Here is a 24,639-nt window from a genome sequence, read left to right on the forward strand (position 1 = left end):
GTCACCTCTCCCTCGCGGCGCGGCGCTCCAGCGCGCGGACCACCTGCGACAGCGGCAGCGTGATCAGCAGGTAGAGCAGTCCGGCCACGACCAGGGGCGTCGGGTTGACCCGGGTGTTGAGTGTGTCACCGGCGAACTTGGTCAGCTCGATCGTCGCCGGGGTGACGCCGAGGACGTACACCAGGGAAGTGTCCTTCGTCAGCAGGATGATCTCGTTCGTCAGCGGGGGGATCACGATGCGGAACGCCTGCGGGAGCACAATCGAGACCATCGCGCGGGTGTGCGACATGCCGAGCGTCCGCGCCGCCTCCAGCTGGCCTTTCGGCACCGCCTGGATGCCGGCCCGGATCGTCTCCGCCATGTAGGCGGCGGCGGTCAGCCCGAGCCCCACCGTGACCGAGCCGTAGACGCCGCCGGGGATCTCCCGGTCCGGGAAGGCCAGCGGCACGCCGTACCCGACCATGAAGAGCACCAGCAGAGCCGGCAGACCCCGGAACAGTTCGATGTACGCGGTGGCGGCCCACCGGTACGGCAGGATCGATGACAGCCGCATGAGCGCGAGGATCAGCCCGACCGTGAGGCCGAACACGAACGCCAGCAGCGTGTAGATGATCGTGTTGCGCAGCGCGACGGTGATCGCCTCGGGGAACATGCCGCGCGCGATGTCCCCGCGGAAAAAGGCGTCGGACAGCCGGCCCCAGTCCGCGGAGGCGACCACCGCGACGATGACCAGCACGAAGACGACGTAGCCGGCGACGCGGACGATCCGCTGCCGCCGGCGGCGACTGAGTTTCATTGTCGTCGGGCTCAGCTTCATTTGTCGTCGGGCTCAGCTGGCCGGCTTCTCACCGATCCACTCGGCATAGAGCTTGTCGTACGTCCCGTCCGTGCGGGCCGCCGCGATCGCCGCGTTCACCTCGGCGAGCAGCTTCGCGTTGCCCTTCTTCACGGCGAACCCGTACTGCTCGCCGGTGTCGAAACCGGTCGCGACCTCGACCTTGCCGGGGTTCGCCTTGATGTACTCGTTCCAGACCGGCAGGTCGTTGACGGCCGCCTCGACCTGATTCGTCACGAGCGCCTGCTGCAGAGCGGCGAGATCACGGTACGAGACCACCTCGATCTTCAGGCCCTTCTCCTTGACCTGCGCGTTGATGTACTCCTCGCCGGTGGTGCCGCCCTGCACGCCGAGGCGCTTGCCGACCAGCTCGTCGAGGGTCGCGACCTTCTTGCCGGTGACCACGGCGAGCGCCTGGGTGGCGTCGAAGTACGGCTCGGAGAAGTCGAGCACCTGCTTGCGCTCATCGGTGATCGTCATGCCGGCCGCCGCCACGTCACACTTGCCGGAATTCAGGTCGGCGCCGGATTTGATCCCCTCGAACGGGGTGTCCACGATCTCCTGGGTCACGTTCAGCTTCGCGGCGACCAGGTCGATCAGCGCCACGTCGAAGCCCACCACCTTGCCGGAGTCGTCCTTCGACTGGAACGGCGCGTACGGCAGGTGGGTGCACGTGGTGAGCGCGCCGGCCTTGATCAGGGGCACGCCGCTGTCGCTGGTGCCGCCGGTGTCCTCCTTGGCGCATCCGGCGGCGCCGACCGCCAGCAGCACGGCAGCCGCCAGGGTCGTCGCCGTCCGGGCATGGTGCAGCTTGGTCATGATGCTCTCCCCGGTTCCCGACTCGTGGTCGCATTTCGGTCAACACAGCTTAAGTCATGTTGATCGATTTCCGATCACTGCGGTAGGTGAAGTATGCCGGGGGTGTCAGGGGAGTGAGCGGAGGAACTGGTCGGGGCCCTGGAGGAGGGGGCAGCTCACCGCAGAGTGGCAGGACTCCCAGAGGGAGGCGTGGGCGGAGCCGAGGGGGTGCTGGACGGCGATCTGCTCGCCGTCGTAGACGACGACGAAGCCGGAAGATGGGTCGCCGATCGTGAACGGGCGGTTGGTGGGTTGCTGGGGCCGGTGGGGGATGGGGCGGGTGTTGTTGATGACCGCCGGCCGGGTCGTGGATGGGTTGTTGTTCGCCGGCTTGATGTTGACGGGCCTCGTGTTGACCGGTTTGACATTGACTGGCTTGGCCTTGACTGGCTTGGCCTTGACTGGTTTGGGCTTGACGGGCTTGGGCTTGATGTTGATTTGCTTGATGTTGACTGGCTGGGGTTTCGTGTTGACCGGCTTGACGTTGACCGGCTTCGGCTTGACGGGATCAACGTTGCCTTGCGTCGTGTTGACTGGCTTGGGTTTCGTGTTGACCGGCTCAACATTGACCGGCCGGGGCTTGACCGGCTCGGGCTTGACCGGCTCAGCCTTGACCGGCTCAACGTTGCCTTGCGTCGAGTTGACCGCATCACCCGCAGCGGACTGTGCCGGATACGGCTGCGTCCCGGTGGGCCGCGTGTCGACGGCTCCACTGGCGTCCGCCGGCGACGACTGATCCACGGCAGGCGACTGCCCGGCAGCGGACGGCTGCCCGACGCCCGGCACTTGACCCACACCGGGCGTCTGATCCCCACCGGGCATCTGGCTGGCGGACGGCCCCACCACCCCGGGCTGACCACTCGGCGACGCCGACCCCGGCGGCGCCGGCTCACCACTGACACCCGCGGACGGCCCGACCGATCCACCCGCACCCGGATCAGCCGGCACCGCCGACCCCTGCGGCCCGAGAATCCGCAGCACGTAGGCATCCGCGTCAGCGTCAGCACTGGGGCCGGGCTCGGGACCGTCAGCCAGTGCCAGCAGCGACGGCGGCAGTGCCGTGACGACGGTGATCCCCGCGACGGCGACGATCCTGCGCATCCGGTCGACCTCCTCAAGCTAGGGACGAATCCCTCCGAGGCTAACGCCGTAACCGACATAACGGTCATAACTCGCATTACTCCCGCGCGCCGTCACCCCTCCCCGGCGCTGTGTGCGTGGCCGCGTTCATTCAGCTCCGTACACTCGATCGGGTGAGCATCGGCAAGGGCGACATCGCGCCCGACTTCGAACTTCCCGACCAGGACGGCACCCCGCGACGACTGACCGACCTCCTGGCCGACGGCCCCGTCGTCCTCTTCTTCTACCCCGGCGCGATGACGAAAGGGTGCACCGCCGAGGCGTGCCACTTCCGTGACCTCGCCGCGGAGTACCAGGCGGCCGGCGTGCAGCGGGTCGGCATCAGCAAGGACCCGGTGGAGAAGCAGAAGCGTTTCGCGGACGCCTACACCTTCGACTATCCGCTGCTGTCCGATCCGGATTCCGAAACCATCGCGGCGTACGGGGTGAAGCGCAAGCTCAGCCTCGGCCCGCTGAGCACGAAGCGGATGACGTTCGTGATCGGCGCGGACCGCACGATCCTGGGCGTGATCCACAGCGAGCTGGACATGAACCAGCACGCCGCCCAGGCGCTGACCGTGGCGGCCGCCGCCACGGCCTGACGTTGGGCTTTAGGGCGAAAAGCCCGATATAAGGCCTGATATTTCCTACTGTGATGGGCATGGTCAGGTCCATCCCGCGGCGGTGCGGCGCCGGGTTGCTGTCTCTCGTCGTCATGGGCCTGGTGGCCGTCGTCTGCCCGGCGCCCGCCGCGGCGGTCGTCGTCGATGGCGACATCTCGGATGTCGCCATCTATCACCGTGCGTCCAACGGGCTGACCACGCGCGTCTCCCCGGACGGATCGTCCGCCGTCATCGGCAACGTCGCGGCGGGCCTGGACGGCAGCGCCGGTATCGCGGTCGACGACGACGGCACCGTCTACGTGACGAACCAGTACACCAGCAAGATCTACAAGATTCCGCCGGGCGGCGTCGCCACCCAGGTGCCGTTCACCACGCCTCTGTCGAGTCCCACCGACGTCGCCGTGGACGGTTCCGGCGCGCTGTACACGACCACCGCCTCCTTCGGCGGAGTGGTGCGGCGGGCGGCGGGCGGCGCGGAGACCTCCTTCGACTTCACCGGCACCTGGTCGACCGGCGCCATGGTCGTCGACGACCAGGGCAGCATGTACATGCTGGACAGCATGCAGGACCTGCTCGTGAAGCAGGACGCCCAGGGCAACCAGACCACCGTCGCCCAGTACCCGGACATCATCGGCAGCGGCTCACTGGCGATCGACGCCCAGAGACGGCTCTACGTGGGGTCCAGCTCGGGCACCCTCTACCGGATCACCCAGGGCTCCGGCACGGTGGAGACGATCACGGCGGCCGCGGGCGGTGTCGCCGATGTCGCGGTGGCGGCGAACGGCGACATCTTCGTGTCCCGATTCACCGGTGAGGTGGTACGGGTGCTCGAGGACGGCACCGTGCTCCCCGCTCTCGCCCAGATCACCCAGCTGAACGGCCTGGCGGTCCGGACGGTCCCGGACGCGCCGGGCAACGTGACGGCCACCCCGGGTGTCGCGTCGGCCGACGTCAGCTGGGACGCCGCCGCGACCAACGGCGGCGGTCCGGTCGTGCGCTACGCGGTCGTCTCCGACCCCGACGGCCGTACCTGTGTCCCGGCCAACCCGGCGGACACCGGATGCACGGTCACCGGCCTGACGAACGGCCAGGCGTACACCTTCCGGGTGCGGGCGTCGAACACCGTGGCCGCGGTGGGGGAGTCCCTGCTCAGCACCGCCTCCGACGTGGTCACGCCGGGCCTGCCGGCCGCGCCCACGGCGTTGCAGGCGACGCCGGGCGACGAGTCGGCGGTGATCTCCTTCCAGCCCGGGAACCCGGGCGGGGATCCGAACCAGAGCTTCGAGACGTCCACCGACCAGTGGCAGAGCTGGCAGCCGCTCACCACGGCGTCCGGCGCCGGTGGAACGCTGACCGGCACGGTGACGAACCTGCTCAACGACGTGCCGACCGAGATCCGCCTGCGGGGCCGCAACACGTTCGGTGCCGGGCCGGACGCCGACACCACGGTCGTCGCGGTCGCGCCGGCGCCTTCGGCGTCACCGTCGGCCTCCTCCTCGCCGGCCCCGTCGCCGTCGCGCTCGGCCTCCGCCTCGCCCACCGTCCGGCCGCCGGCGCCGGCACCCTCCACGGTCCCGCCGGCCTCGCCGTCGCCCGCCTCGCCGTCGCCCAGCCCCACGGCCCCGCCCGCCTCGCCGTCGCCCAGCCCCACGGCCACGCCGGCGCCGACCACGACCGCGCCGACGCCGGCCGTGCCCAACCCGCCGACCGGGGTCACCGTGCTCGCCGGCACGTCGTCGCTGCAGGTCTCCTGGCAGGAGCCGGAGCCCAACGGTGTGCGGATCACCGGCTACCGTGCGATCGCCGAGCCCGGCCCGGCCGTCTGCGTCACCACCGGAGCCACCAGTTGCCTGCTCGGTGCCACGGCTGGTGTGTCCTATCGGGTACGGGTCGTGGCGCTCTCCGCGAAGGGCCTCTCCGCGCCGTCGGCGTACTCCAGCGCCGCGACGCCGAGTGCCCCACCGGTGGCCACGACGCCGCCGGACACCGAGGTGCCGCTCGCCACCGATCAGGGCCGCATCTCCGCCGCGTCACCCGGCGAGAGCCTGACCCTGGTCGGTACGGGCTACGCCGCGTTCTCGACCGTGACCCTCACCCTCTACTCCGATCCGATCGTGCTGGCGAAGACCACGACCGATCCCCAGGGGACGTTCCGGCAGACCGTGACCGTGCCCGACGACCTGGCCCACGGGTCGCACGCGTTCACCGCGACCGGGGTGGACAAGAGCGGTGAGCCCCGCACGATGCGCATGGACGTGACGGTCCGCCCCGAGCCGAGCACCCTGCCTGTCACGGGCACCAGCGTCCTCTGGATGCTCGTCGCCGGGCTGAGCCTCACCACGGCCGGCGCGGGTCTGCGCAGCGTGCGGCCCTGACCCGGCCGTCGCTGCGGCCGTCAGCCAGCTGCCGCAGCGACGTCGATACCGGTCACCTCGCCGGTGCCCACGATCACCTGGCGGGGCTGGAAGTCCGGCGGCACCACGAAACACATCCGCCCCTCGACGCTCCCCGCCGGGACTTGACCGTCGAAGCCGCCCGGCCCGCAGTGCCGCGCCGCGATCCGTTCGGCGGTGCCGGAACCCGAGCCGATCAGCGTCAGTGGGACATACCGACCGCCGGGGGCGCCCGTGGAGGAGGCGCTGAACGGGACCGTCAGCACGGTGAAGTCGCCGAGCCAGGGCGCCGATCCTGCCGGTGCGCCGCGCGTGACCGGCCCGGTCACCCGGAGCGTGACGTCCTGGAACGCGACGGGCTGCCCGGTGGCGGCCCGGGTGGCCGGGGCGAACCTCGCCTCGGTATAGATGCCCATGCCGGTGCTCGGTGGCAGCCGCGGGGCGTCCGCGATCGCGGCGGTGGACGCCAGCTGCCAGCCGCCGACACCGGCGAAACCGGCGACGGCGGCCGCGAGGAGCAGCGTCCACGGAACCATGCGGGCCATCCGCCGGGCGATGAGCGCCGCGACGACCAGGACGCCGAGCAGGAGAACGACCAGGAACAGGTACTCGTTCGTCCGGTGCGGCTGGTAGAGGGCGCCCGCCGCGCGGATCGCCACCAGCCGTCCGGTCACCGTGGACAGCGTGACGACGACCGGTTCCCCGTACCCCGCGGGTGCACCGGCCCCCAACCCCAGCGCGCGTCCGTCGTCGGCGCGCGCCGAGGCCCAGCGATAGTCGGAGCTGTCCTTGTCGAAGCCGTTGTCAAGCGCCGTGATGACGGCCGGGACCCGCTCGCTCGGCGTCAGGTTGTCGACGAGCGCAACGCCGAGAACGGCCACCGCGACCCCGGGCAGAACGGCGAGCAGGACGACGAGCACCTGGAGCGAGGTGATCGATCCCGGCTCCCGCAACCAGCCTCGCAACGTCGGCGGCCCGGAGGCGTACCGGGCGGCGAAGATAGCTCGCATGCGCGCCAGCGTAGATCGCGCCCGCAAGAGATGATCAGCAGAATCGGGGCAGGTGGTGGGCCAGCTGGGCACGCCACGACGGCCAGTCGTGCGGGACGTCGAAACCCCACCGATCCACTTCATGGGGTACGGCCTTCGCCTCCAGCAGTCCTGCCATGTGCCGTGTCGACGCCAGGGAGCCGGTCGTGTCCTCCCATCGCCCCTGCCCGCAGACGAGCAGCACGGAGAGCCGCGACCGCAACCAGTCCAGGTGATCGCCGTGCAGGTTGGCGACGTACGCCGCGGGGTTGTTGAAGTAGACCGCGTCGCCGGGTTCGCCCCACCCGTACCATGTGGTGGGGTTGAAGTTGCCGGAGAAGCAGAGCGCCAGCGGAAACAGATCAGCCCGCTTGAAGGCGAAATTGAGGGCGTGGAACGCGCCGAGCGAGCAGCCCGCCGTCACGATCTCCCCGGTCCCGCCGCTGTCGTCGCGGATGTGCGGCACGACGGCCTCCACGATCCACGACTCGTAGGCGCCGTGGCGCAGCGCCCGCTCCTCGATCGGGATGTCCGCCGCCGACCATGTCCCGCCGTCGAACGAGCCGACACAGTAGAGCTTGACCCGTCCCGCGTCGATCAGCCCCTCGACGGCCGCCACCATGCCCCGATCGGCGAACTCCTGTGGGTACCCGCCCTCGCTCGGGAACACGAGGACGGGCCGCCCGTAGTGTCCGTAGACGGCGATCGTGCCCTGGATGCCGGAGGGGGTGCGCAGCTCAGCCGTGTAGTGCCGCATGCGGCCCATTCTCCCCGAGCCTGCCGAGGCCGCCTATGCTGCTGCGATGATCATCGACGCGGCGCAGTGGTTCCGGCTCGGCATCGGGGACGCCGAGAGGGTGGCGGCCACGATCGCCACGCGGTGCGGCGCCACGACGGTGGAGGTCCGGGAGCATGAGTACGCCGGTCGGCGCGGGCCGGTCGCGTACTTCCTGGTCGAAGGCGAGCGGTTCGCGTTCGTGCCGGGCGGGAGGGTGACGGTCGGCTTCGACGGCGACCGTTTCGAGCCGACGCCGGAGCAGGAGGAGAGCTTCGCGGAGAGCGCCGCCGAGTACGGCATCGAGGCCGGCATCCGGCAGTTCACCGACTCCGTCACGTCCCCCCGGCGCACCGTGGTGGTGCCGCCGCTGCTGGTGGCGGTCGACGCCGTGGAAGCGGGCGCGGTCGCGGCGGCGCCCGACCACCCGGAGATCGTGCGTCGCGTCGACCGGCTGCGGAATCGGCCGCGATCGGCGGCCGAACCCCCGCCGACGCAGGTCGAGTGGTCGGGCGCTCGCGTGACCCTCCGGCCGGACTGGACCGTGGAGAGCGCCTGGCTTCTCGACGCTCCGTCGTACGACGGTGAGGTCGCGCGACTGGCCGGTCTCGGGCAGCGGCTCCTGACACCGGACGAGTGGGAGCACGCGTGCGGCGCGGGTGCCGCCTCCCTTTTCCGGTGGGGCGACAGCAACCCGGGCCGCGACCCGTGGTCGGCACGGACCGGCCCGCACCGGGAACCCAATCGCTTCGGTCTGCGCATCGGGGAGGACCCCTATCGCCCGGAGCGCACCGCCGCCCGTGACGTGGTGTGCGGGGGTGACGGCGGAACCGCCGTCTGTGGTGGCGCCGGCAGTTACCTCTCCTGGTTGACGATCGCCACCGCGTACCGCGACATCCATTACGCGGCCGAGGTGGCGAACGACGACAGCTTCGGCACCATGCTCCTTCGCCCGGCTATCCCGTTGGCGGGTGTGGAACTGTAGAGAAGTGCCGGCGATGGGGTATGCCGGTCATCCGGCGAGGGGAGCACGGGGCAGGAACGAGCCGTCCGCGCGGAACGCCGCGGTGCCGTCGGACTGGTCCACCCACAACTCGTCGCCGCGGTGCCGGAGGAACCAGCCCGGATAGTTGGACGCCTCCAGACGCAGCGACCCGGCCACCTCCCCGGCCTGCGGGCAGAACGTGGCGTCCCCCCGGAACAGCGGCGTGTCCTCGGCCCGGTCCGCCCGCACCCGCCACGACGCGTGCCGCAGGTACCGCCCGCCGGCCACCCGGAACGAGAAGCACTCCGCGTCGGCGAGCCCCGCCACGACCTCGAACGTCGCCTGCTGACGGGCCGTCACCGTGTTGCCGGGCCCGACGGCGGTGAGCACGCCGAGATCGCCGGCGACGGTGGCATAGCGTCCGGGGGAGTTCGCGGCTTCCAGCGACGACGACCCGGTCCGCAGCAGCGCGCCGGCGGCCGGCGGGCTCGCGGCCGAGGAAGGCACGCCACTGGCGGGTGCCCGCGACGCGCCGCCCGCAGAAGCCGCCGACGCGCCGGCTCGGGGAGTCGCGGACGGGCCCCCACCGGTCGTCGCGCCCGCCCCGCGACCCGGAGTCGTCGCCAGCGCCGGAACCGCCACGGTCCCCCCGGCCTGCGGCCGGCTCAGCGCCACCGCACCCGCGGCGGCTCCGGCGGCCAGGGCCCCCGCCGCCACCGTGGCCACCACCGGATGCGCCGCCGCAAGCGGCAGCAGATGCCCGAACACGCCGACCTTCCCCGCGGCCAGAACCCCGGAACCGCCGGCCGCGGCGCCACCCCCGCCACCGTGCGCCAGGATCGCCGCCGCCACCCCCACCGGCACCGGGAACAGCACCACGCTCGGCAGCAACCGCTCCACCGCCACCAGCTCACCGGCTGCCCGCCCGCACACCGCACACCCGCGCACATGCCGTCCCAGCCGTTTACGCCACCGCGGGCTCCGAACCCCGTCCCACCCCGCCAGCTCCGCCTCAAGCCCGGGACACCGGGGCCGGGCGTCCAGCGCCCCCTCCAACGCCCGCCCCAGCTCGAGCTGCGCCCGCATCCGCTGAACCCGGACTCCCGCGTGGATCACCGAGATCCCCAGTGCCCCGGCCAGCTCGGCCCGGGACAGCTGCCCCGCCACCTCCAGCCACCACAGCGACAGCAGCTCCCGGTCGCCCGGATCGAGCCAGAGGCCGGCCCGCCGCGCCTGCCGGCGCTGCGCGGACAGCTCCACCCGCAGCTGGGTGACGCCCTCGAACTCCGCGTCCGCGAGCGGCGTGGCCTCGTCGAGCGGCGCGGTCTGCCCGGCCGACCGTTGCGCCCGCCGCTGGGCGGTGCCGACCTGGCGTACCGCGATCGCCGCGAGCCAGGAGCGGAAGCTCTCCGGCGTGCGCAGCGTGCCGAGCTGCCGCAACGCGCGCAGCATGACGTCCTGCACGACGTCGTCGACGTCGGTGTCGTCGTCCAGGCCCTGCCGCACGATCGCGTAGACCATCGGCAGGTGCGCCGACACGAGGTCGTCCAGGGCGCCGCGATCACCGGCTTGAGCGGCCCGGACCAGGCCGGAAGCTCGCATAGTCGAGCAATATAGAGCGACGTCAGGGCCGCGGCTTCAGAAGGGTGATCCGGTTGGCTCCCAGCTCGGTCACGTAGAGGTTGCCGGTCGCGAGATGCTCGGTGACGTCGAGCGGCTGGCTGAAACCGGTCAGGCCGGGCCGGCCGGTGACCCGGTTGCTGAGCGCGCCCGACGGCGCCACGTCGAAGGTCTGGATGTCCTGCCCGGCGGAGTAGCGCACCACCAGGAGCCTGCCGTCCAGGGCGCCTCCGAACGCGGCGCCCCGGTATTCGATCACGCCGTTGGCGGAGGCGTGCAGACCGGCGTCGTACGTTCCGGCCAGGTCGAGGTTCGGGTCCGGCAGCGTGCCCGCCGGGTAGGCCGGCACCTCGAACGGGTCGGTCGCGGTCGTCGGGTTCCCGCCCGCGAGGACCCATTCGCAGCGTGCCGGGTTGGGGTGGCCGTAGTAGCGGCCGGGCCTGATGTCGAAGACGTAGTCGGTCTCGGCGGTGGGCACGCCGGTCAGCGCGGGCACCGCCGGTCCGGTGTAGCCGCGCCTGGCACACGCGGCGGGCAGCGCCGCCGGGGTCGCCGGGGTGTTGCCGCCGGCCGCCGAGCCGTTGGTCGGGGCGTAGAGGTGACCGTTGCGGTGCCAGACCAGGTCGTAGGCGTTGCGGACCCCGGTGGCGTGCAGGGTGAGCGGCGCGCCGGCGGCATACGGGTCGTAGCTGCCGCCGCCGGCGGTCTGCGCGTTCAGCGGCAGCGTGGCCGGCAGCCGGGTGAGGTCGAGGCGCAGGATGGCCGCGCTGAGCAGCTGTTCCGGACGGTTCCCCCAGGTGGAGTCGGGTGCGCCCATGGCGTTGTTGGCGCCCTGGCTCAGGTAGAGCGCGCCGTCCGGCCCGAACGCGAGCGAGTTGGTCTCGTGGTCCTTGACCGAGCGCGGCAGGCCGGTGACCACGGGCGTGTAGGTGGTCCAGCCGGGTCCGCTGAGCCGTCCGAGGCGGCCGGACCAGTCGGGCACGTTCAGCGGTCCGACGTACTGATAGTTATCGGTCACCCACAGGTCCGACGATCCAGGGTCAAAAGCCAACCCGATCACGGTACGGGCGGGAGCGCCGGCCAGTCCGAGAGCGGTGGCGTTGTCCCGTACCGCGGTGATGATCGCCGGTGTGCCGAGCGTGCCGTCGGTGTTGATCGGGAAACGGAAGATCCGCCCGTCCAGGGTGCCCGCCCAGAGCCGCCCGTCGGGGCCGGTGACCACGGTGGTGAACGCGGCGCCGGTGGCCACGCCGACGGTCTTGTCGAACGCGATCGGCCCGCCGGTCCCGCCGCCGCTGCCGGTGGTGAAGACGATCGAGTACGGGGCGAACGCCCGTCCCGTCACGTCTTGAACGCCGCTGGTCAGCGTGAAGCGGTAGGCCGTGTTCGCGGCGAGCGGAGTCGTGGGGGAGAGGTTGACGACGTCCCCGCCGCCACTGGTGATCACGGTGGCCGGGACGGGCGCCGCGTCGCTGAGCCGGGTCAGCGTCACCGTCGACGAGGTCAGTGACGACGCCGCCACGCCACCGCCGGGCAGGACAAGATCCTGGACCACACTGGACGTCGTCGGGACGGCTGTCGCCAGGTTCGCGGGCGTGCTCACCCGTACCCCCGGAATGCTGCCCGCGGCGGGCACCGAGACGATGTCGATGTAGTTGAACTTGGTGTTGATCCCGCCGGACGGCGTCAGCGTCAGCCTGCCGTCGGTGACGCGGACCGTGCGGGTCGCGGTGGCGTGCCGCGTGGCGGCCGTCGGCACGAACGCCGCTATCGCGTTCTGGTCCTCGACGTTGGCCCAGTGCACGCTGTTCAGCGCCGTTCCGGCGTCACCCACCGCGACCGTCACCGTGTAGAGGCCGGTGGGCACGGCGGCCTCCCACGCGCCCGGCGTCGGTATGCCGGCCGAGCCGGCCGGCAGCTGCGCGTGCATCAGCGTGGCGAGACGGACGTCGGTCTGTCCGGCGGCGGGATTCCGGTTGCGGCCGTTCCCGGTCAGATTCACGGGGGTACGCTCGCCGAGGTCCACCCAGCCGTACCCCCGCTCCGCGGTGTACGCCTCACCGGAGTCCCGCACGTATCCGGCCGGTGGCGCCGTCGCCGCATCCGAGAAGTTCACCTTGAGCGTGAACGGCGGCGGCTCGTCGGTGACCCGGGCGATCGTGACGTGGTTGAGCTTGGTGTTGGTCCCGCCTGCGGCGTCGATCGTCAGCCGTCCGTCGGCGACCTCGACCGTGACGGTGGCCTGCCGGAACTCGGCGGCGGCGGTGGAGACGAAGCCGGTGATCGCCGGGGTGCCCTCGACGCGCAGCGTGTGGCTGCTGTCGTACGCGGGCTGGTCGCCGCCCGAGACGGTGACCTGGTAACGGCCGGGGGAGACCGTGTGCTCCCAGGCCGCGGGCGTGGCGACGCCGTTCGTGCCGCCGGTGTCCCCGTACTGCATGTGGATAAGGGTGTTGAGCCGCGCGTCGATGCCCGCGCGGGCCCGGTCGCGGGTGTTGCGCGTGACGTCGAGCGGGGTGTGGTCGTCCTGGCGCACCCAGCCGGAGCCGCGGGCGGCGGTGAAGGCGGCCCCGGTGTCGGCGGTCCAGCCGGCGGGGGTGGCGGAGCTGGCCGGCTGGAAGTTGATCGCGGCGACGGGCGTGACGACGGCGGCGACGGCGGCCCGTGCCGGTGTGGCCGGCAGGAGCGCCGCGAGCGGCAGGAGAGCGGCGGCGACTGTCCGAACTCGACGGAGCATGACGACAAGGTGACACACCGTACCCGGATCGAGGTTGTCGGATATCCGTCGCCGTCATTCCGAAACTTTCGGAATTGGGACTCCGAATGTTTCGCCGGGACCCGCTGACGCTGGTTCGTACTCGCAGATGTTGGGGTTTTCGGTATTTCCGAAAGATTTCCGGAAGTTGTTGACAGGAATACGCGGCGCAGTCCACGATCTCGCAATGACCGGCCTCGATGGCTGATCCCCGTCAGCCCATCCCCATGGGAGGAACCAGTCCAGATGACCGCAGAACTCGCCACCGGAAGACCCGGGCGGCGCAACCGCATCCGCCTCTTCACCGCGGCCGCCTGTACCGCCGTGATGGCGGTCGCCGGTCTGGCCTTCACCGGCGTCGCGCACGCCGAAGCCGACCGGACCGTCACCTCCAGCATCACCGGCACCCACAACGGCTACTACTTCTCGTTCTGGAAGGACAGCGGCGACGCGAGCATGACCCTGCTCGCCGACGGCCGCTACACCAGCCGCTGGAACACCAGCACGAACAACTGGGTCGGCGGCAAGGGCTGGGCCACCGGCACGCGCCGGACGGTGACCTACTCGGGCACCTACAACCCGGGCAACAACAACACCTACCTGGCCCTGTACGGATGGACCCGCAACCCGCTGATCGAGTACTACGTCGTCGAGAACTTCGGCAGCTACAACCCGAGCAGCGGCGCGCAGCGGCTGGGCACCGTCACCACCGACGGCGGCACCTACGACATCCTGCGCAGCCAGCGGGTCAACCAGCCCTCGATCGACGGCATCCAGACGTTCTACCAGTACTGGAGCGTCCGCCAGCAGAAGCGCTCCAGCGGCACGATCACCACCGCGAACCACTTCGACGCCTGGGCGCGGGCCGGCCTGAACCTCGGCACCAACCACAGCTACCAGGTGATGGCGACCGAGGGTTACCAGAGCAACGGCAGCTCGGACATCACGGTCCGGGAGGGCGGCGGCTCCGGCCCGACGAACCCGACCAGCCCCACCCCCGGCAACCCGGGCAGCAACTGCACGGCGGTGCTCTCCGCCGGTCAGCAGTTCGGTGACCGGTTCAACCTCAACGTCGCGGTCAGCGGCACGAACAGCTGGACCGTCACGCTCAACCTGAACGGCGGCCAGAGCATCCAGAACAGCTGGAACGCCGGCGTGACGGGTACGACCGGGAGCGTCACCGCCAGGCCGAACGGCAACGGCAACAACTTCGGCGTGACGATCATGGCGAACGGCAACTGGACGTGGCCCACGGTCACCTGCCGGACGAGTTAGCCGGCGCTGTTTTCCGGCGCCTTTTCCGGCGGCGGCGCGGTGCACCCGGTCCCGAGGGCGGGACCGGGTGCACCGTCGCTGGGCCGGTCATCCGGGTCAGGACCGGCTGAGCAGCGCGAGCAGGGCGTTCAGGATCGCGGCCAGCGCGCCGGCGCCCGGGTTCTGGTCGAGCAGGCGGGTGATCGCGCAGAGCAGGTTGCCGAGCAGGTTGCCCGGCGCCGACTCGGCGGTGATCGTCAGGTGCACCTGGTTCAGGTCCACGACCAGGCCGAGCAGGTCCAGGTGCAGCGGACCGAGGGTGAGATCGAGAACCCGGCACGTCGCCTGCGCGACGGCGACGGGCATGGTCACGGTACGGGTGACGGTGTCGACGGTTTCACCGGACGCGTCGGTGAGTGTGCCGGTCACCGTACCCGAAGCAAGCAGTTGTCCGTCCTCTGCGGAGAACCTCGTCGGGGTGAAGGCGCCGGCGAAGGCGCCCGCGCCGCCGGTCGCGTCGGTGAAGCTCCCGGTGATCGGAATGGCGGGAACGGTTTGTTCCGCGGCCGGGTTGCGCGGGGCGGCCGTCGCGCCCGCGGCGGTGAGCCCCAGCATCGCCAGCACGGTGACGACGATGATCGAGAGCCGTTGCCGGTAGGTCATCGTTTCTCCTTTGGTAGCGGTCGCTTTCACTCACAAGCCTCGATGTGTACGGGGTCGGGTCACAGTGAGCGCTGTCATCGAAAGGCCTGACAGAAGTCACGTTTGCGCTCGCGGCGGGCTCTCGCTGTCAAACGCCGCAACAGCTCGGGCCGGCGGTTCACGGCAGCCAGCCCGCGTCCTCGGCGACCCGGACCGCCTCCAGCCGGTTGCGGGCGCCGGTCTTGCGCAGGATCACCGAGAGATAGTTGCGGACCGTGCCGGCGGTCAGGTGCAACGCGGCGGCGACCTCCGCGGACGGCATCCCGGACGCAGCGACGCTCAAGACATTGAGCTCCCGCGCCGACAACGGGCTGCGCGGCGCGGCCACCAGCGCGACGGCCAGCCCGGCGTCGATGACCCGCTCACCGCGGGCCACCCGCCGGATACCGCGCACCAGATCACCCGGCGCGGCCTGGGTCCCGATCACGCCGCCGACGTGAGTGTCCAGCGCCCGCCGCAGCCGCTCCGGCGCGTCCGGCCCGGCCAGCACGAGCGTGGCGCACGCCGGATGCTCCGCGCAGAACCGGGTGAACAGGCGCAGCCCGTCCCCGGCGAGCAGGCCGACGTCCACGACGGCGACGTCCGGCGCCGAGGCGCGCGCCATGTCCGGTGCCTGGGTGAGGCAGCCGAGCTCGGCGACGACGGTGAAATCGTCCTCCTGTGACAAGGTGGCGGCGAGGGCGCCGCGCAGCAGGTTCATCGGTTCGACAAGCAGAATGCGGATCACGGTGGCCTCCCAGCCAGGGGTCGCAGCGGTGGGAAGACCGGCATCCGGGTGCGGCGTGCGGGCTCGTACGTCGTTCGCGGTGGCCTGATGCGATGGCCTCGCGTGGTGGCCTCGCGTGGTGGCCTCGCGTGGTGGCCTCGCGTGGTGGCCTCGCGTGGTGGCCTCGCGTGGTGGCCTCGCGTGGTGGCCTCGCGTGGTGGCCTCGCGTGGTGGCCTCAATGGTTGGCCGTGTGCTGAGGCCCTTTGGGGTGACCGCGATCGCTGACCTTGCGCGACGCCTCGTTGCGATGGCCTCTGGTCGGCCATGCTCGGTGGCCATGTTCGGCGACCAGGTTCGACGACCAGGTTTGAGGCGGAGCCCGGGTGCGCGGATGCCGGCCGGTGGCGCGTCGCCGGGTCAGTTCACCGGGGGAGCGCCCGAAGCCGGACCGTGAAGTCAGCTGGGAGGGCCGCAGTAGCGGGTGGTGCGACCGGGCGTGCTCGCGTCCGCGGGCGTGCGGACGGTGTGCAGCGGAATGTGCGGGCACCAGGCGGAGGCGAGGGTGCCGAGCAGCGGTGTGGACCCGCCGCCGGAGTCGCGCAGAGGGGCAGCGCCGGCGGTCTGGTCAGAGGGTTGCCCGGGGTTTGCGGGGTGGGGCGAGTCGCCGTCCGCAGTAGTCGTCTCGCTCGACGTGCCGAGTTTGACGGCGCCTGCCGGCGCAGTCGCTACGTGCGACGGCGGCGGGGCGTGGTGAAGCTGCGGGCCGAGGAGCTCATGCGGATCCGCTTCGGATTCGCTGGGTGTCGCGACCGGTTGAGCCTGACTGCCGGCAGCCGTGGGCAGGACCGAATCGACGACAGCCGTGGCCGCGATCGATGTGCTCGGCGTCGCGATGGGCTGAGGCGGAGGAATCGGTGCCGACGCCGACGGTCGCAGCGTGACGAGCGGTGTGGTGAAAGTCGGCGTCGAGAACGAAGTCGGCAGAACATCCCCGCTGCGCATAACGGCACTGATCGGATATTTCACGATGGCCGTGAGAGTGGGCGTCAGCGCATCAAGTTCCGCACTGAGCCTCACGTCGTTCAGTTGACCAGCCGTCGGCGATCCGGAGATCGTCCCGTCCAGGGAAAACCCGGACCGCGCCCACGTTGATCGCGCTGCCATTGCCGGTGCCAGAGCCGGTCACGTTGACGACGCCGGCGCCGGTCGCAGTGCTCGTGTTGACCGCGGTGCTCGAGTTGACAGCGGCGCTCATGTTGACGGCGGCGCTAATGTTGAGCGCCGTGCTCGTGTTGACCGAAACCAGGCTTACCCGATTGATCGAGTTCTGAGCCTTCGAAGTCTCCGCGCGCACCGCAGCGGCCTTACGTGCCACGACGTCCGCCTTGCCGGCGCGTTCCTTGACGGGGTGCTTATTGACAACACCTCGCGCAGCGACATGTTGATTCATGCTGCTCTTGCTGACGACATGTTGATTGACGGTGCGCTTGTTGACGGCATGCCGCTGAACGGCATGGCGACTCGATTTTTGCGTCGTGGCGGCATGCCTCTTGTTGACGTGTTGATTGGCGGCGTGCGCGTTGACAACCTGTCGCTTGGCGACATGTTGAGTTGACTTGACCGTGTTGACGACTTGTCGTTTGTGGACGCGTTGATTCGATGCGCGCTTGTTGTCAACATGTCGCTTCATGACGTGTTGATTGAGGGCGTCCTCATTGACCACACGTTTCTTGATCGCATGCCTTTTGATCGCATGCTTCTTGTTGACGTGTTGATCGACAGCATCTTGCCCGGAGGCGCTCTTCTCAACAGCGGCCAGCGGATCAACATTGCCCAGTCGACCCGTCAACCCGTCATCAGCCCGCGCCGAGTGATCAAAAATGCTCAACGCGACATAGACGCCAACCGCCACCCCCATCATGAGCAGCAGCCGTGCGACGCGCTGAACCGCCGCAGCCGTCAATCTCCCGCGCACGGTCCACCTCCCGCCGCCAGCACCGTCACCGCCATCACCACGTCGCGCCAGTCGCCACCATCACTGCGGCACGGCGATCATCACTGTCACCACGTCACGGCGATCATCACTGTCACATCCATCAATGCCATCAGCGATTGACTACCCATTGCTCACCGGCTGATGCAAGCACGAAGAAAAACCCGATTGCTGTCGATCTCCACGGTCTCGATAAACGGTCCAGCGATGCGAACCCGGACCGCACCGCACACCCTGATCGTCATCCTCACCGCTGCCGAATGGCGCAGCTCCGAGCAGCCCGGCCGCGGTCGACAGCACCGAGACACCGCCCAGGAGCGGCGCTCGCAGAACACTCCGGCTCTGATCCGCGCCGCTCAGGGGCAGGCGCGGGAGCTAGTCACCCGTACCCTCGAAGTGCGCCGCAGGCTCCTCGGCCCGGATCACCCGGACACCCGGCGCTCGCGGCAGAACCTGGACCGGCTTGAGGGCGCGGGGGTCGCCGCCGAGCCGGTCGCCGAACTGACGTGATCGGCGCGCCCTCATGCGTGCGGATTGAAGGGGATCGCCGCCGGTTTGGCCGCGTTGAGCAGGCTCTCGAACGAGCCGTCCTTGATCTTGATGGTGGCCGCGCCGAAATCCGCCGTCATCAGCCGGGTGCGCAGTTCGGTGCTGGGCCAGCCGTTCCAGTCGACGAGCGGCGGGTAGCGCCAGGTGTGGTAGTGGTTCTCCGGCGGCTCGTCGCCCGCGGAGGCGAGCCGGAAGAAGTGCGTCGACGCGCCGTCCTTGTGGTAGACGACCTTGGGGTGGCTGCCGTCGAAGCGCACCTGCGAACGGGTGTAGGTCTTCTGTGAGCTGTGCTGCGTGGTGCTCACGTAGTCGACCTGGTTGGACGCCTGGTTGACCCAGGAGATGACGTGCTCCCAGTCGTGCCGGTGGCCGCCGAGTCCGCTGCCGGCGACGGCCTGGTCCTTCTCGAAGTAGCTGGCGTAGACGATCGCGCACCACCCGTTGTTGCACTTCGACCGGGCGTAGGTCTGCGAGTTGTCCAGGTCGGACTGGTCGCGGCAGCTGCCGTTGACCGCGCCGGTGGTCTTGAGCCCGCCGTTGAGCGTGCCGTCCGGGCCGATCGCCGGCGTCGCGTAGCAGCCGTCGGTGTCGTAGTCGTAGGCCGGGGAGAACGACTGCTCGTATCCGCCGGCGTTCTGCGGGAGGTTCGGCGGCGGCGCGGCGAAGGCCGGCGTGGCCGAGGCGGCGAGGAGCAGGACGGCGAGGCCGGACGTGACACCGATCCGGGCCAGGGGGCGGCTGCGACGCATCAGTCGTCGACCCTTCGTGTCGGCACGCCTTCGGGGCTGGCGGCTCGCAGTGATAGTCGCCGGAAGAATAGGAACCGGTCAATAGATGCGAAGAGAAGATCAGGCAAACCGACGACGGTACGAGCTGGGCGTCGTCGCGTAGGCCGCGGCGAAGCGCTGCCGGAACGTGACCACGCTCGCGAAGCCGGATTCCGTGGCGACCTGCTCGACCGGCAGCGAGGTCGTCTCCAGCAGGGTGCGGGCGCGGTCCAGCCGCCGGGAGAGCAGCCAGTGCGCGGGTGTCGTCCCGGTGACGCGGCGGAAGTGGCGGGAGAAGTTGCGCGGGCTCATCCGGGCCTGCTCGGCGAGTTGCTCGACGTGCAGCGGGCGGCCCAGGTTCGCCAGGGCCCAGGAGGTGGCCCGGCCGACCGGGTCAGTGTCGTCGGCGGCCGGCACCGGGGTCTCGATGTATTGCGCCTGGTCACCCTCGCGGTGCGGGGCGATGACCATGTGCCGGGCGACGGTGGCCGCGGCGGCCGCGCCGAGCCGCCGGCGAACCAGGTGCAGGCAGGCGTCCAGCCCGGAGGCGGTGCCGGCCGAGGTGAGCACGTCGCCGTGGTCGATGTAGAGCGCGGACGGGTCCACGGTCACCGACGGGTGGTCGTCGGCGAGCCGCTGGGTCGCCGCCCAGTGGGTCGCGGCGGTGCGTCCGTGCAGGATGCCGCTGGCCGCCACCGGGTAGGCGCCGAGGCAGAGCCCGACCACGACGGTGCCGCGCGCGTGCGCCGCGCGGATCAGCGCGGTGAACTCCGGGTCCGGGGCCGGCAGATGGTTCGGCCAGGACGGGATGACCAGGATGTCCGCGTCGTCGACGGCCTCGGCGCCGGCGAGCAGGCTCAGCGCGACGCCATCGGCGGTGGTGACCGGCTCGCCGCCGGTGCTCCACACGACGGTGTGCCAGTCGGGTGCGGGTGCGTGCTCGGCGGCCTCGGTGAAGACGAGCAGCGGGGTCGCGAGGTGGAACATGCTCATCCCGGCGAAGGCATGGATCGCGATCCGCACAGCTTGTCTCGATTCCATCGGTAGGCGGCTTCTCTGCCACTCACGGTACCGGGTGCGGGCGTCGCAGAGTGGTGGCATGACAACGCCGAACCGTGCCCTGGTGATCATCGATGTGCAGAACGAATACTTCGAAGGGCCACTGCGGATCGAGTACCCGCCACGTGACAAGAGCCTGGCCCGCATCCTGGAGGCGGCCGAGACCGCTCGCCGGGCGGGCATCCCGATCGTGATCGTGCAGCACGAGGCACCGCAGGACTCGCCGGTCTTCGCGGCCGGATCGCAGGGCTGGCGGCTGCACGAGGCCGTCGCCGGTCTGGGTGGCGCGCCTGTGGTCAAGAGCTACTCGAGCGTCTTCGCCGGGACCGGGCTGGACGACCGGCTGCGCGACCAGGGCGTCGACACCGTCACGCTCGTCGGCTTCATGACCAACAACTGCGTGCTGGCGTCCGCCGCCGCGGCCGAGCCGCTCGGATTCGCCGTCGAGGTGCTCAGCGACGCCACCGGGGCGATCAACCTATCCAACGAGGCGGGCAGCGTCACCGCCCAGCAGGTCCACGAGACCCTGATGGCGCTGCTGCACTCGAACTTCGCCGCGGTCGCCGACACCGCCGCGTGGACCTCCGCGGTCGACGCCGGCGCGGCCCTGCCGGGAAGCAACCTGGTGGTATCGGCCACAGCGGGACGGTGAGGTCGGCGCAGCGAGGGCGTCGGGTAGCGTGAAGCCGGGGTTCAGGCTGTCCGGCTCCGCACACGATCACCGAGGAGCTCGCATGGCACCCGACGACATCTCGCGCGCCGAGGCCGACCGCCTTCGCCGTCTCGACGGGCCCGCCCGGGCGGCCCGCACCTTCGAGGTGCTGGCCGACCGGGGCGTGCTGTGGGTCTGGGGCGACGAGGACGAGGTGCTCTTCACCGAGGACGCGAAACGCCGGACGCTGCTGCCGATCTGGCCGCACGCGGCGGTGGCCCGGCTGGAGCACGAGGGCGAGGTCGACGGCGAGCGCCCCATGAAGATCCCGGTGACGGTGTTCCTCACGGAGTGGCTGCCGCAGCTCGCCGAGGACGACGCCGACATCTCGATCTTCCCGGTCGAGGAACGCGGCGCCGCCGTCCTCACCGTCGAGGAGTTCCGCGCCCGGATGGGGTAACCGCAGGGGTAAGCAGGTCGTCGCCCTCCTCTCGCTGGTCCGGGGCGTCGCGCCGGCCGCGGCCGTCTTGCGCGTGGCGCTCGTTCTGCGTGTTGCGCTCGGTTTGGACGCTGCGCTGGTTTGGCGCGTGGCGCTCCTCTTGCGCGTGGCGCTCAGCCTGCGCGTGGCGCTCCTCTTGCGCGTGGCGCTCGCTCTGCTGGGGCCGGGTGCGGGCTCGTTGGGTGGCCACCACGCAGCCGAGCACCACGATCGCCGCCGCCAGCGAACCGGGGCTGACCGCCTCGCCGAGCAGCAGCGCCGACCAGCCGAGCGTGAGCAGCGGCTGGACCAGCTGAATCTGGCCGACCTTGGCGATGCCGCCGCGGGCCAGCCCGGCATACCAGGCGAAGAACCCGAGGAACATCGAGATCACCGTGAGGTAGCCGAACGCCGCCCAGCCGGCCAACCCGGCGTGCGGGGGAGCGGCCAGGGCAGCGGTCACGGTCACCGGAACGGTCACCGGAAGCGCCACGATCAAAGCCCAGCAGATGGTACGGGCGCCGCCCAGCTCCCGGGACAACGCGCCACCCTCGGCGTACCCGAGCCCGCACAGGATCACCGCCGCGAGCAGGAACAGGTCGGCCGCCGAGAGCGCGCCGTGCACCGTGCCACTGGCGATCAGGAACGTCAGCACCACCGCGAGCCCGCCGACGCTGGCCAGCCAGAACAGCAGCGGTGGCCGCTCGCCGGCCCGCAGCACCGCGAAGACGGCGGTCATCGCGGGCAGCACGGTGATCACGACTGCGCCGTGCGCCGACGTGGATGTGGTCAGCGCCAGCGACGTGAAGAGCGGGAAACCGACCACCACGCCGAGCGCGACGACGACGAGCCGGCGCCACTGCCGGGGCGTCGGCGTCACGGCCCCGGTGAACCGGAGGTAGCCCCAGGCCAGCGCGGCGGCCCCGACCGCACGTCCGAACGCGACGAACCAGGGGTCGAGATCAGCCACGGCGACCCTGGTGAACGGCAGGGACAGGCTGAACGCCAGGACACCGAGCGCCCCGAGCAGCAGCCCCGCCGTTACCGTCTTTTCTTCAGTAGCGCTACTCTCTGCTCTCATGGAGAACGGTAACGCAGCCGCCCGTGTTATCCAAGATCTTCGGCGGGTGGTGGCCGTCTCGCCGGCCGGTGCCCGGCTCGCGTCCGTGCGCGAACTGACCGCCCGGCACCAGGCGTCCCCGGTCACGGTCGCCGCCGCCATTCGCCAGCTCGTCGTGGAGGGCCTGGTCGAGACGCGGAACGGCCGCGGCACGTTCGTGGCCGCCCGCCCGGACCGGTCGCGCACCCCCGACCTGTCCTGGCAGACGGTCGCCCTCGGCCCGGCCCGCTCCGGCGAGCACGAGATGCAAGCGTTACTAGCGTTACCGCCATCAGGTGCCATCTCCCTCAGTAGTGGTTATCTCGACACGGATCTTCAACCGGCGGCCGCGCTCGGTGCCGCGCTGGCCCGGGCGGCCCGCCAGCCGGCGTCCTGGCAACGCGGGCCGGCCGAGGGCCGGGAAGACCTGCGCGCCTGGTTCGCCCGCGAGGCCGGCGGTGGCCTGCGCGCCGAGGACATGGTGATCTGTCCCGGCGGCCAGGCGGCGCTCTCCACGGCGCTGCGGGCGCTCACCGTGCCCGGCGACACCGTGCTGGTGGAGTCGCCCACCTACCTGGGCGCCCTCGCCGCCGCCCGGGCAGCCGGCCTGCGCGTGGTGCCCGTCCCGGCCGACGCGGACGGTGTGCGTCCCGACCAGCTGGCGGCGGCGTTCACGCGTACCCGGGCAAGGCTCTTCTACTGCCAACCCCTCTACGCCAACCCGACCGGCGCGAGCCTGGCGGCGTCGCGCCGGGCCGCGATCGCCGAGACGGTACGCGCTGCCGGCGCCTTCCTCATCGAGGACGACTACGCCCGCGACCTCACGATGGAGACGGCCCCGCCCCCGCCACTGGCTGCCGACGATCCCGACGGCCATGTCATCTACCTCCGTTCGCTCACCAAGGCGGCCGCTCCGGGCCTGCGTGTCGCCGCGATCGGCGCCCGTGGACCGGCCGGTACCCGCCTGCGCGCGGCCCGCCTGCTCGACGACTTCTTCGTCTCCGGCCCGCTGCAGCAGGCCACCTGCGAGTTCGTCTGCTCCCCGGCCTGGACCCGGCACCGCACCACCCTGCGAACAGCCCTCCGCGCCCGCCGCGACGCCCTGCTCACAGCCCTGTCCCGTCACCTGCCTGACCTGGTCCCGCCCCGTGTCCCCCGAGGCGGCCTGCACCTGTGGGCCCCGTTGCCCGGCGGTGCCGACGACACCGCCCTGGCCGCCGCCGCAGCCGCCCAGGGCGTGATCGTCTTTCCGGGCCGCCCGTGGTTCGCGGCCGAGCCGACCGGCCCGTATCTGCGCCTGACGTTCGCCGCCAGCCCACCGGAGCTGATGGACGAGGCCGTCCGCCGGCTGGCACGCGCGTTCTGACAGCCGGTCGGCGAGTTCCGGCGGCCGGGCGGCGCGTTCATGTGGCCGGGCGGCGGCACGTTCATGCGGCCGGGCGGCCGCGACCCGATGGTGGCCGATGTGCGAAAGGCCGGCCCCGAAGCGTCCGACGAGCGCCTGCCCCGCAACTCCTGCGGTGCCCGCCGTGTCCGACCCGTTGTGCCCGCCCGCTCGCCCCGGCGCCTTCACCGGCCTGTGGTGGGTTCGGTCAGCGAAGGCTCTCGGCGAGGAAGTCGAACGCCTCCGGGATCAGCGTGGACCAGTAGCCGAAATTGTGCTCACCCGGCCCGAACCCACCCGCCCGGGGCGGGACCGGCAGCGTCGCCCACAGTTCGCGCACGTTCCCGTACAGATCGTCTCCCTTCCCGCACCACAATCCGACAGGAGTCCGGCCGATCCGCTCCAGGCCGTCGAAGACCGCGTCTCCCGGCGTGACCGCGGGGGAGAACGCCGCCACCGAACGGACCAGACCGGGGAACGTCGACGCCAGCAGCAGCGACCCCGAACCACCCATCGACCAGCCCCACGCGGCGAGCCGGCCGGTGTCGAAGCCGCGCTCTGCGCACCACGCCGGCAACTCCTGCCGGACCATCCACTGCGGGTCGTCGCCACCCCGTGGCCGCCATGCCAGACGGTCACCGGTGGCACCGGCCAGCACGAACGGTGGCGCGCCGCGGCGCACCGCATCGGTCAGGAACCGGCCCAGGCCGAGCGCGGAGAAATCCGCGGGGCGTTTCGAGCCGCCGTGCAGCACCAGGCACACGGGCAGCCCGCGCCCGTCGCCGTGACCCGCCGGAACGGCCGTCCAGAAGTCCACGATCCGCCCACGGGCGGCCGAGAACCGCTGTTCGAGACGCTCATCGCCGGCCGGTGCCGAGGGCAGGACCGGTCCATCGTCGGGCCGGGTCCACGAGCAGCCGCTCAGCGCGGTCGTCAGCAGAGGGCCGGCCGCCAGCAGCGATCCCGCCGTCAGGAGTGTTCGTCGTCGCACATCTGACCAACGG

General features: G+C 71.1%; 23 protein-coding genes. 8 read left to right on the forward strand and 15 right to left on the reverse strand.

The genetic code is table 11. The features are described 5' to 3' along the window. Position 1 precedes the first annotated feature (1 nt). The 3 genes from AMIS_RS16410 to AMIS_RS16420 all read right to left on the reverse strand — a co-directional run bounded on the left by AMIS_RS16410 (position 2) and on the right by AMIS_RS16420 (position 2,794). Positions 2-796 (reverse strand): amino acid ABC transporter permease, encoded by a 795-nt coding sequence (locus AMIS_RS16410; RefSeq protein ID WP_014443453.1) that lies wholly within the window; start codon positions 794-796, stop codon positions 2-4. A gap of 33 nt (positions 797-829) precedes the next feature. After that, entirely contained in the window at positions 830-1,654 is an 825-nt protein-coding gene (locus tag AMIS_RS16415; RefSeq protein ID WP_014443454.1) for a transporter substrate-binding domain-containing protein, read from the reverse strand. A 105-nt stretch (positions 1,655-1,759) separates the two neighbouring features. Next, a complete protein-coding gene (locus AMIS_RS16420; protein WP_014443455.1) occupies positions 1,760-2,794 on the reverse strand; it encodes a hypothetical protein in 1,035 nt (344 codons plus the stop codon). 152 nt (positions 2,795-2,946) lie between these two features. Here AMIS_RS16420 and AMIS_RS16425 point away from each other — a divergent pair, with 152 nt between their 5' ends. Continuing rightward, positions 2,947-3,414, forward strand: coding sequence for a peroxiredoxin (locus tag AMIS_RS16425; RefSeq protein ID WP_014443456.1), 468 nt, complete (start codon positions 2,947-2,949; stop codon positions 3,412-3,414). A 59-nt stretch (positions 3,415-3,473) separates the two neighbouring features. Next, positions 3,474-5,810, forward strand: a complete 2,337-nt coding sequence (locus AMIS_RS16430) for a fibronectin type III domain-containing protein (RefSeq protein WP_172666593.1) — start codon at positions 3,474-3,476, stop codon at positions 5,808-5,810. Between the two features lie 20 nt (positions 5,811-5,830). Here AMIS_RS16430 and AMIS_RS16435 read toward each other — a convergent pair whose 3' ends face one another. Both AMIS_RS16435 and AMIS_RS16440 read right to left on the reverse strand, forming a co-directional pair. After that, positions 5,831-6,838 (reverse strand): hypothetical protein, encoded by a 1,008-nt coding sequence (locus tag AMIS_RS16435; RefSeq protein WP_014443458.1) that lies wholly within the window; start codon positions 6,836-6,838, stop codon positions 5,831-5,833. A 34-nt stretch (positions 6,839-6,872) separates the two neighbouring features. Continuing rightward, positions 6,873-7,613: an esterase family protein gene (locus AMIS_RS16440; RefSeq protein ID WP_041829829.1), complete on the reverse strand. Its 741-nt coding sequence runs from the start codon at positions 7,611-7,613 to the stop codon at positions 6,873-6,875. 46 nt (positions 7,614-7,659) lie between these two features. Here AMIS_RS16440 and AMIS_RS16445 point away from each other — a divergent pair, with 46 nt between their 5' ends. Then, the gene (locus AMIS_RS16445; protein ID WP_014443460.1) at positions 7,660-8,616 is read left to right on the forward strand and encodes a formylglycine-generating enzyme family protein; all 957 of its coding nucleotides are present in this window, start codon (positions 7,660-7,662) and stop codon (positions 8,614-8,616) included. Between the two features lie 27 nt (positions 8,617-8,643). Here AMIS_RS16445 and AMIS_RS16450 read toward each other — a convergent pair whose 3' ends face one another. Together AMIS_RS16450 and AMIS_RS16455 are read right to left on the reverse strand one after the other, a co-directional pair. After that, positions 8,644-10,218, reverse strand: coding sequence for a sigma-70 family RNA polymerase sigma factor (locus tag AMIS_RS16450; RefSeq protein ID WP_014443461.1), 1,575 nt, complete (start codon positions 10,216-10,218; stop codon positions 8,644-8,646). Positions 10,219-10,240: 22 nt separating this feature from the next. After that, positions 10,241-12,973 (reverse strand): Ig-like domain-containing protein, encoded by a 2,733-nt coding sequence (locus AMIS_RS16455; RefSeq protein ID WP_014443462.1) that lies wholly within the window; start codon positions 12,971-12,973, stop codon positions 10,241-10,243. Positions 12,974-13,237: 264 nt separating this feature from the next. Between AMIS_RS16455 and AMIS_RS16460 the strand changes: the two genes are divergently transcribed. Next, the gene (locus AMIS_RS16460; RefSeq protein WP_014443463.1) at positions 13,238-14,266 is read left to right on the forward strand and encodes a glycoside hydrolase family 11 protein; all 1,029 of its coding nucleotides are present in this window, start codon (positions 13,238-13,240) and stop codon (positions 14,264-14,266) included. Positions 14,267-14,362: 96 nt separating this feature from the next. Here the strand turns inward: AMIS_RS16460 and AMIS_RS16465 are convergent, their stop codons facing one another. From AMIS_RS16465 to AMIS_RS42710, 4 genes are all read right to left on the reverse strand, one after another. Continuing rightward, positions 14,363-14,908, reverse strand: a complete 546-nt coding sequence (locus AMIS_RS16465) for a hypothetical protein (protein ID WP_014443464.1) — start codon at positions 14,906-14,908, stop codon at positions 14,363-14,365. Between the two features lie 157 nt (positions 14,909-15,065). Next, positions 15,066-15,674 carry a response regulator transcription factor gene (locus tag AMIS_RS16470; protein ID WP_014443465.1) on the reverse strand — a complete coding sequence of 203 codons (609 nt, stop codon included), beginning with the start codon at positions 15,672-15,674 and terminating at the stop codon, positions 15,066-15,068. A gap of 436 nt (positions 15,675-16,110) precedes the next feature. Beyond that, a complete protein-coding gene (locus tag AMIS_RS42705) occupies positions 16,111-16,731 on the reverse strand; it encodes a hypothetical protein (protein WP_157434891.1) in 621 nt (206 codons plus the stop codon). After that, on the reverse strand, positions 16,709-17,629 hold the full coding sequence (locus tag AMIS_RS42710) for a hypothetical protein (protein WP_157434892.1): 921 nt from the start codon (positions 17,627-17,629) through the stop codon (positions 16,709-16,711). The genes AMIS_RS42705 and AMIS_RS42710 overlap by 23 nt, the downstream gene beginning before the upstream one ends. 225 nt (positions 17,630-17,854) lie before the next feature. Here AMIS_RS42710 and AMIS_RS16480 point away from each other — a divergent pair, with 225 nt between their 5' ends. Beyond that, positions 17,855-18,157 carry a tetratricopeptide repeat protein gene (locus tag AMIS_RS16480; RefSeq protein ID WP_014443467.1) on the forward strand — a complete coding sequence of 101 codons (303 nt, stop codon included), beginning with the start codon at positions 17,855-17,857 and terminating at the stop codon, positions 18,155-18,157. An 11-nt stretch (positions 18,158-18,168) separates the two neighbouring features. On the opposite strand, the gene AMIS_RS16485 is transcribed toward AMIS_RS16480, so the two are convergent. Both AMIS_RS16485 and AMIS_RS16490 read right to left on the reverse strand, forming a co-directional pair. After that, on the reverse strand, positions 18,169-18,945 hold the full coding sequence (locus tag AMIS_RS16485; protein ID WP_014443468.1) for an NPP1 family protein: 777 nt from the start codon (positions 18,943-18,945) through the stop codon (positions 18,169-18,171). 99 nt (positions 18,946-19,044) lie between these two features. Then, positions 19,045-19,986, reverse strand: a complete 942-nt coding sequence (locus AMIS_RS16490; RefSeq protein WP_014443469.1) for a GlxA family transcriptional regulator — start codon at positions 19,984-19,986, stop codon at positions 19,045-19,047. 76 nt (positions 19,987-20,062) lie between these two features. On the opposite strand from AMIS_RS16490, the gene AMIS_RS16495 reads away from it, so the two are divergent. Beyond that, positions 20,063-20,674, forward strand: coding sequence for a cysteine hydrolase family protein (locus tag AMIS_RS16495; protein ID WP_014443470.1), 612 nt, complete (start codon positions 20,063-20,065; stop codon positions 20,672-20,674). Between the two features lie 82 nt (positions 20,675-20,756). Then, positions 20,757-21,134, forward strand: a complete 378-nt coding sequence (locus AMIS_RS40585) for a DUF2750 domain-containing protein (RefSeq protein WP_014443471.1) — start codon at positions 20,757-20,759, stop codon at positions 21,132-21,134. Here AMIS_RS40585 and AMIS_RS16505 read toward each other — a convergent pair. Further along, entirely contained in the window at positions 21,100-22,233 is a 1,134-nt protein-coding gene (locus AMIS_RS16505) for a DMT family transporter (RefSeq protein ID WP_014443472.1), read from the reverse strand. The two genes, AMIS_RS40585 and AMIS_RS16505, sit on opposite strands and share 35 nt — an antisense overlap. Here AMIS_RS16505 and AMIS_RS16510 point away from each other — a divergent pair. Next, positions 22,232-23,617 carry an aminotransferase-like domain-containing protein gene (locus AMIS_RS16510; RefSeq protein ID WP_014443473.1) on the forward strand — a complete coding sequence of 462 codons (1,386 nt, stop codon included), beginning with the start codon at positions 22,232-22,234 and terminating at the stop codon, positions 23,615-23,617. The genes AMIS_RS16505 and AMIS_RS16510 overlap by 2 nt on opposite strands. A 226-nt stretch (positions 23,618-23,843) precedes the next feature. On the opposite strand, the gene AMIS_RS16515 is transcribed toward AMIS_RS16510, so the two are convergent. After that, positions 23,844-24,626, reverse strand: coding sequence for an alpha/beta hydrolase-fold protein (locus AMIS_RS16515; protein WP_041829833.1), 783 nt, complete (start codon positions 24,624-24,626; stop codon positions 23,844-23,846). Positions 24,627-24,639 lie beyond the last annotated feature (13 nt).

This window comes from Actinoplanes missouriensis 431, assembly GCF_000284295.1.
In the GTDB taxonomy this organism is placed as follows: Bacteria; Actinomycetota; Actinomycetes; order Mycobacteriales; family Micromonosporaceae; genus Actinoplanes; species Actinoplanes missouriensis.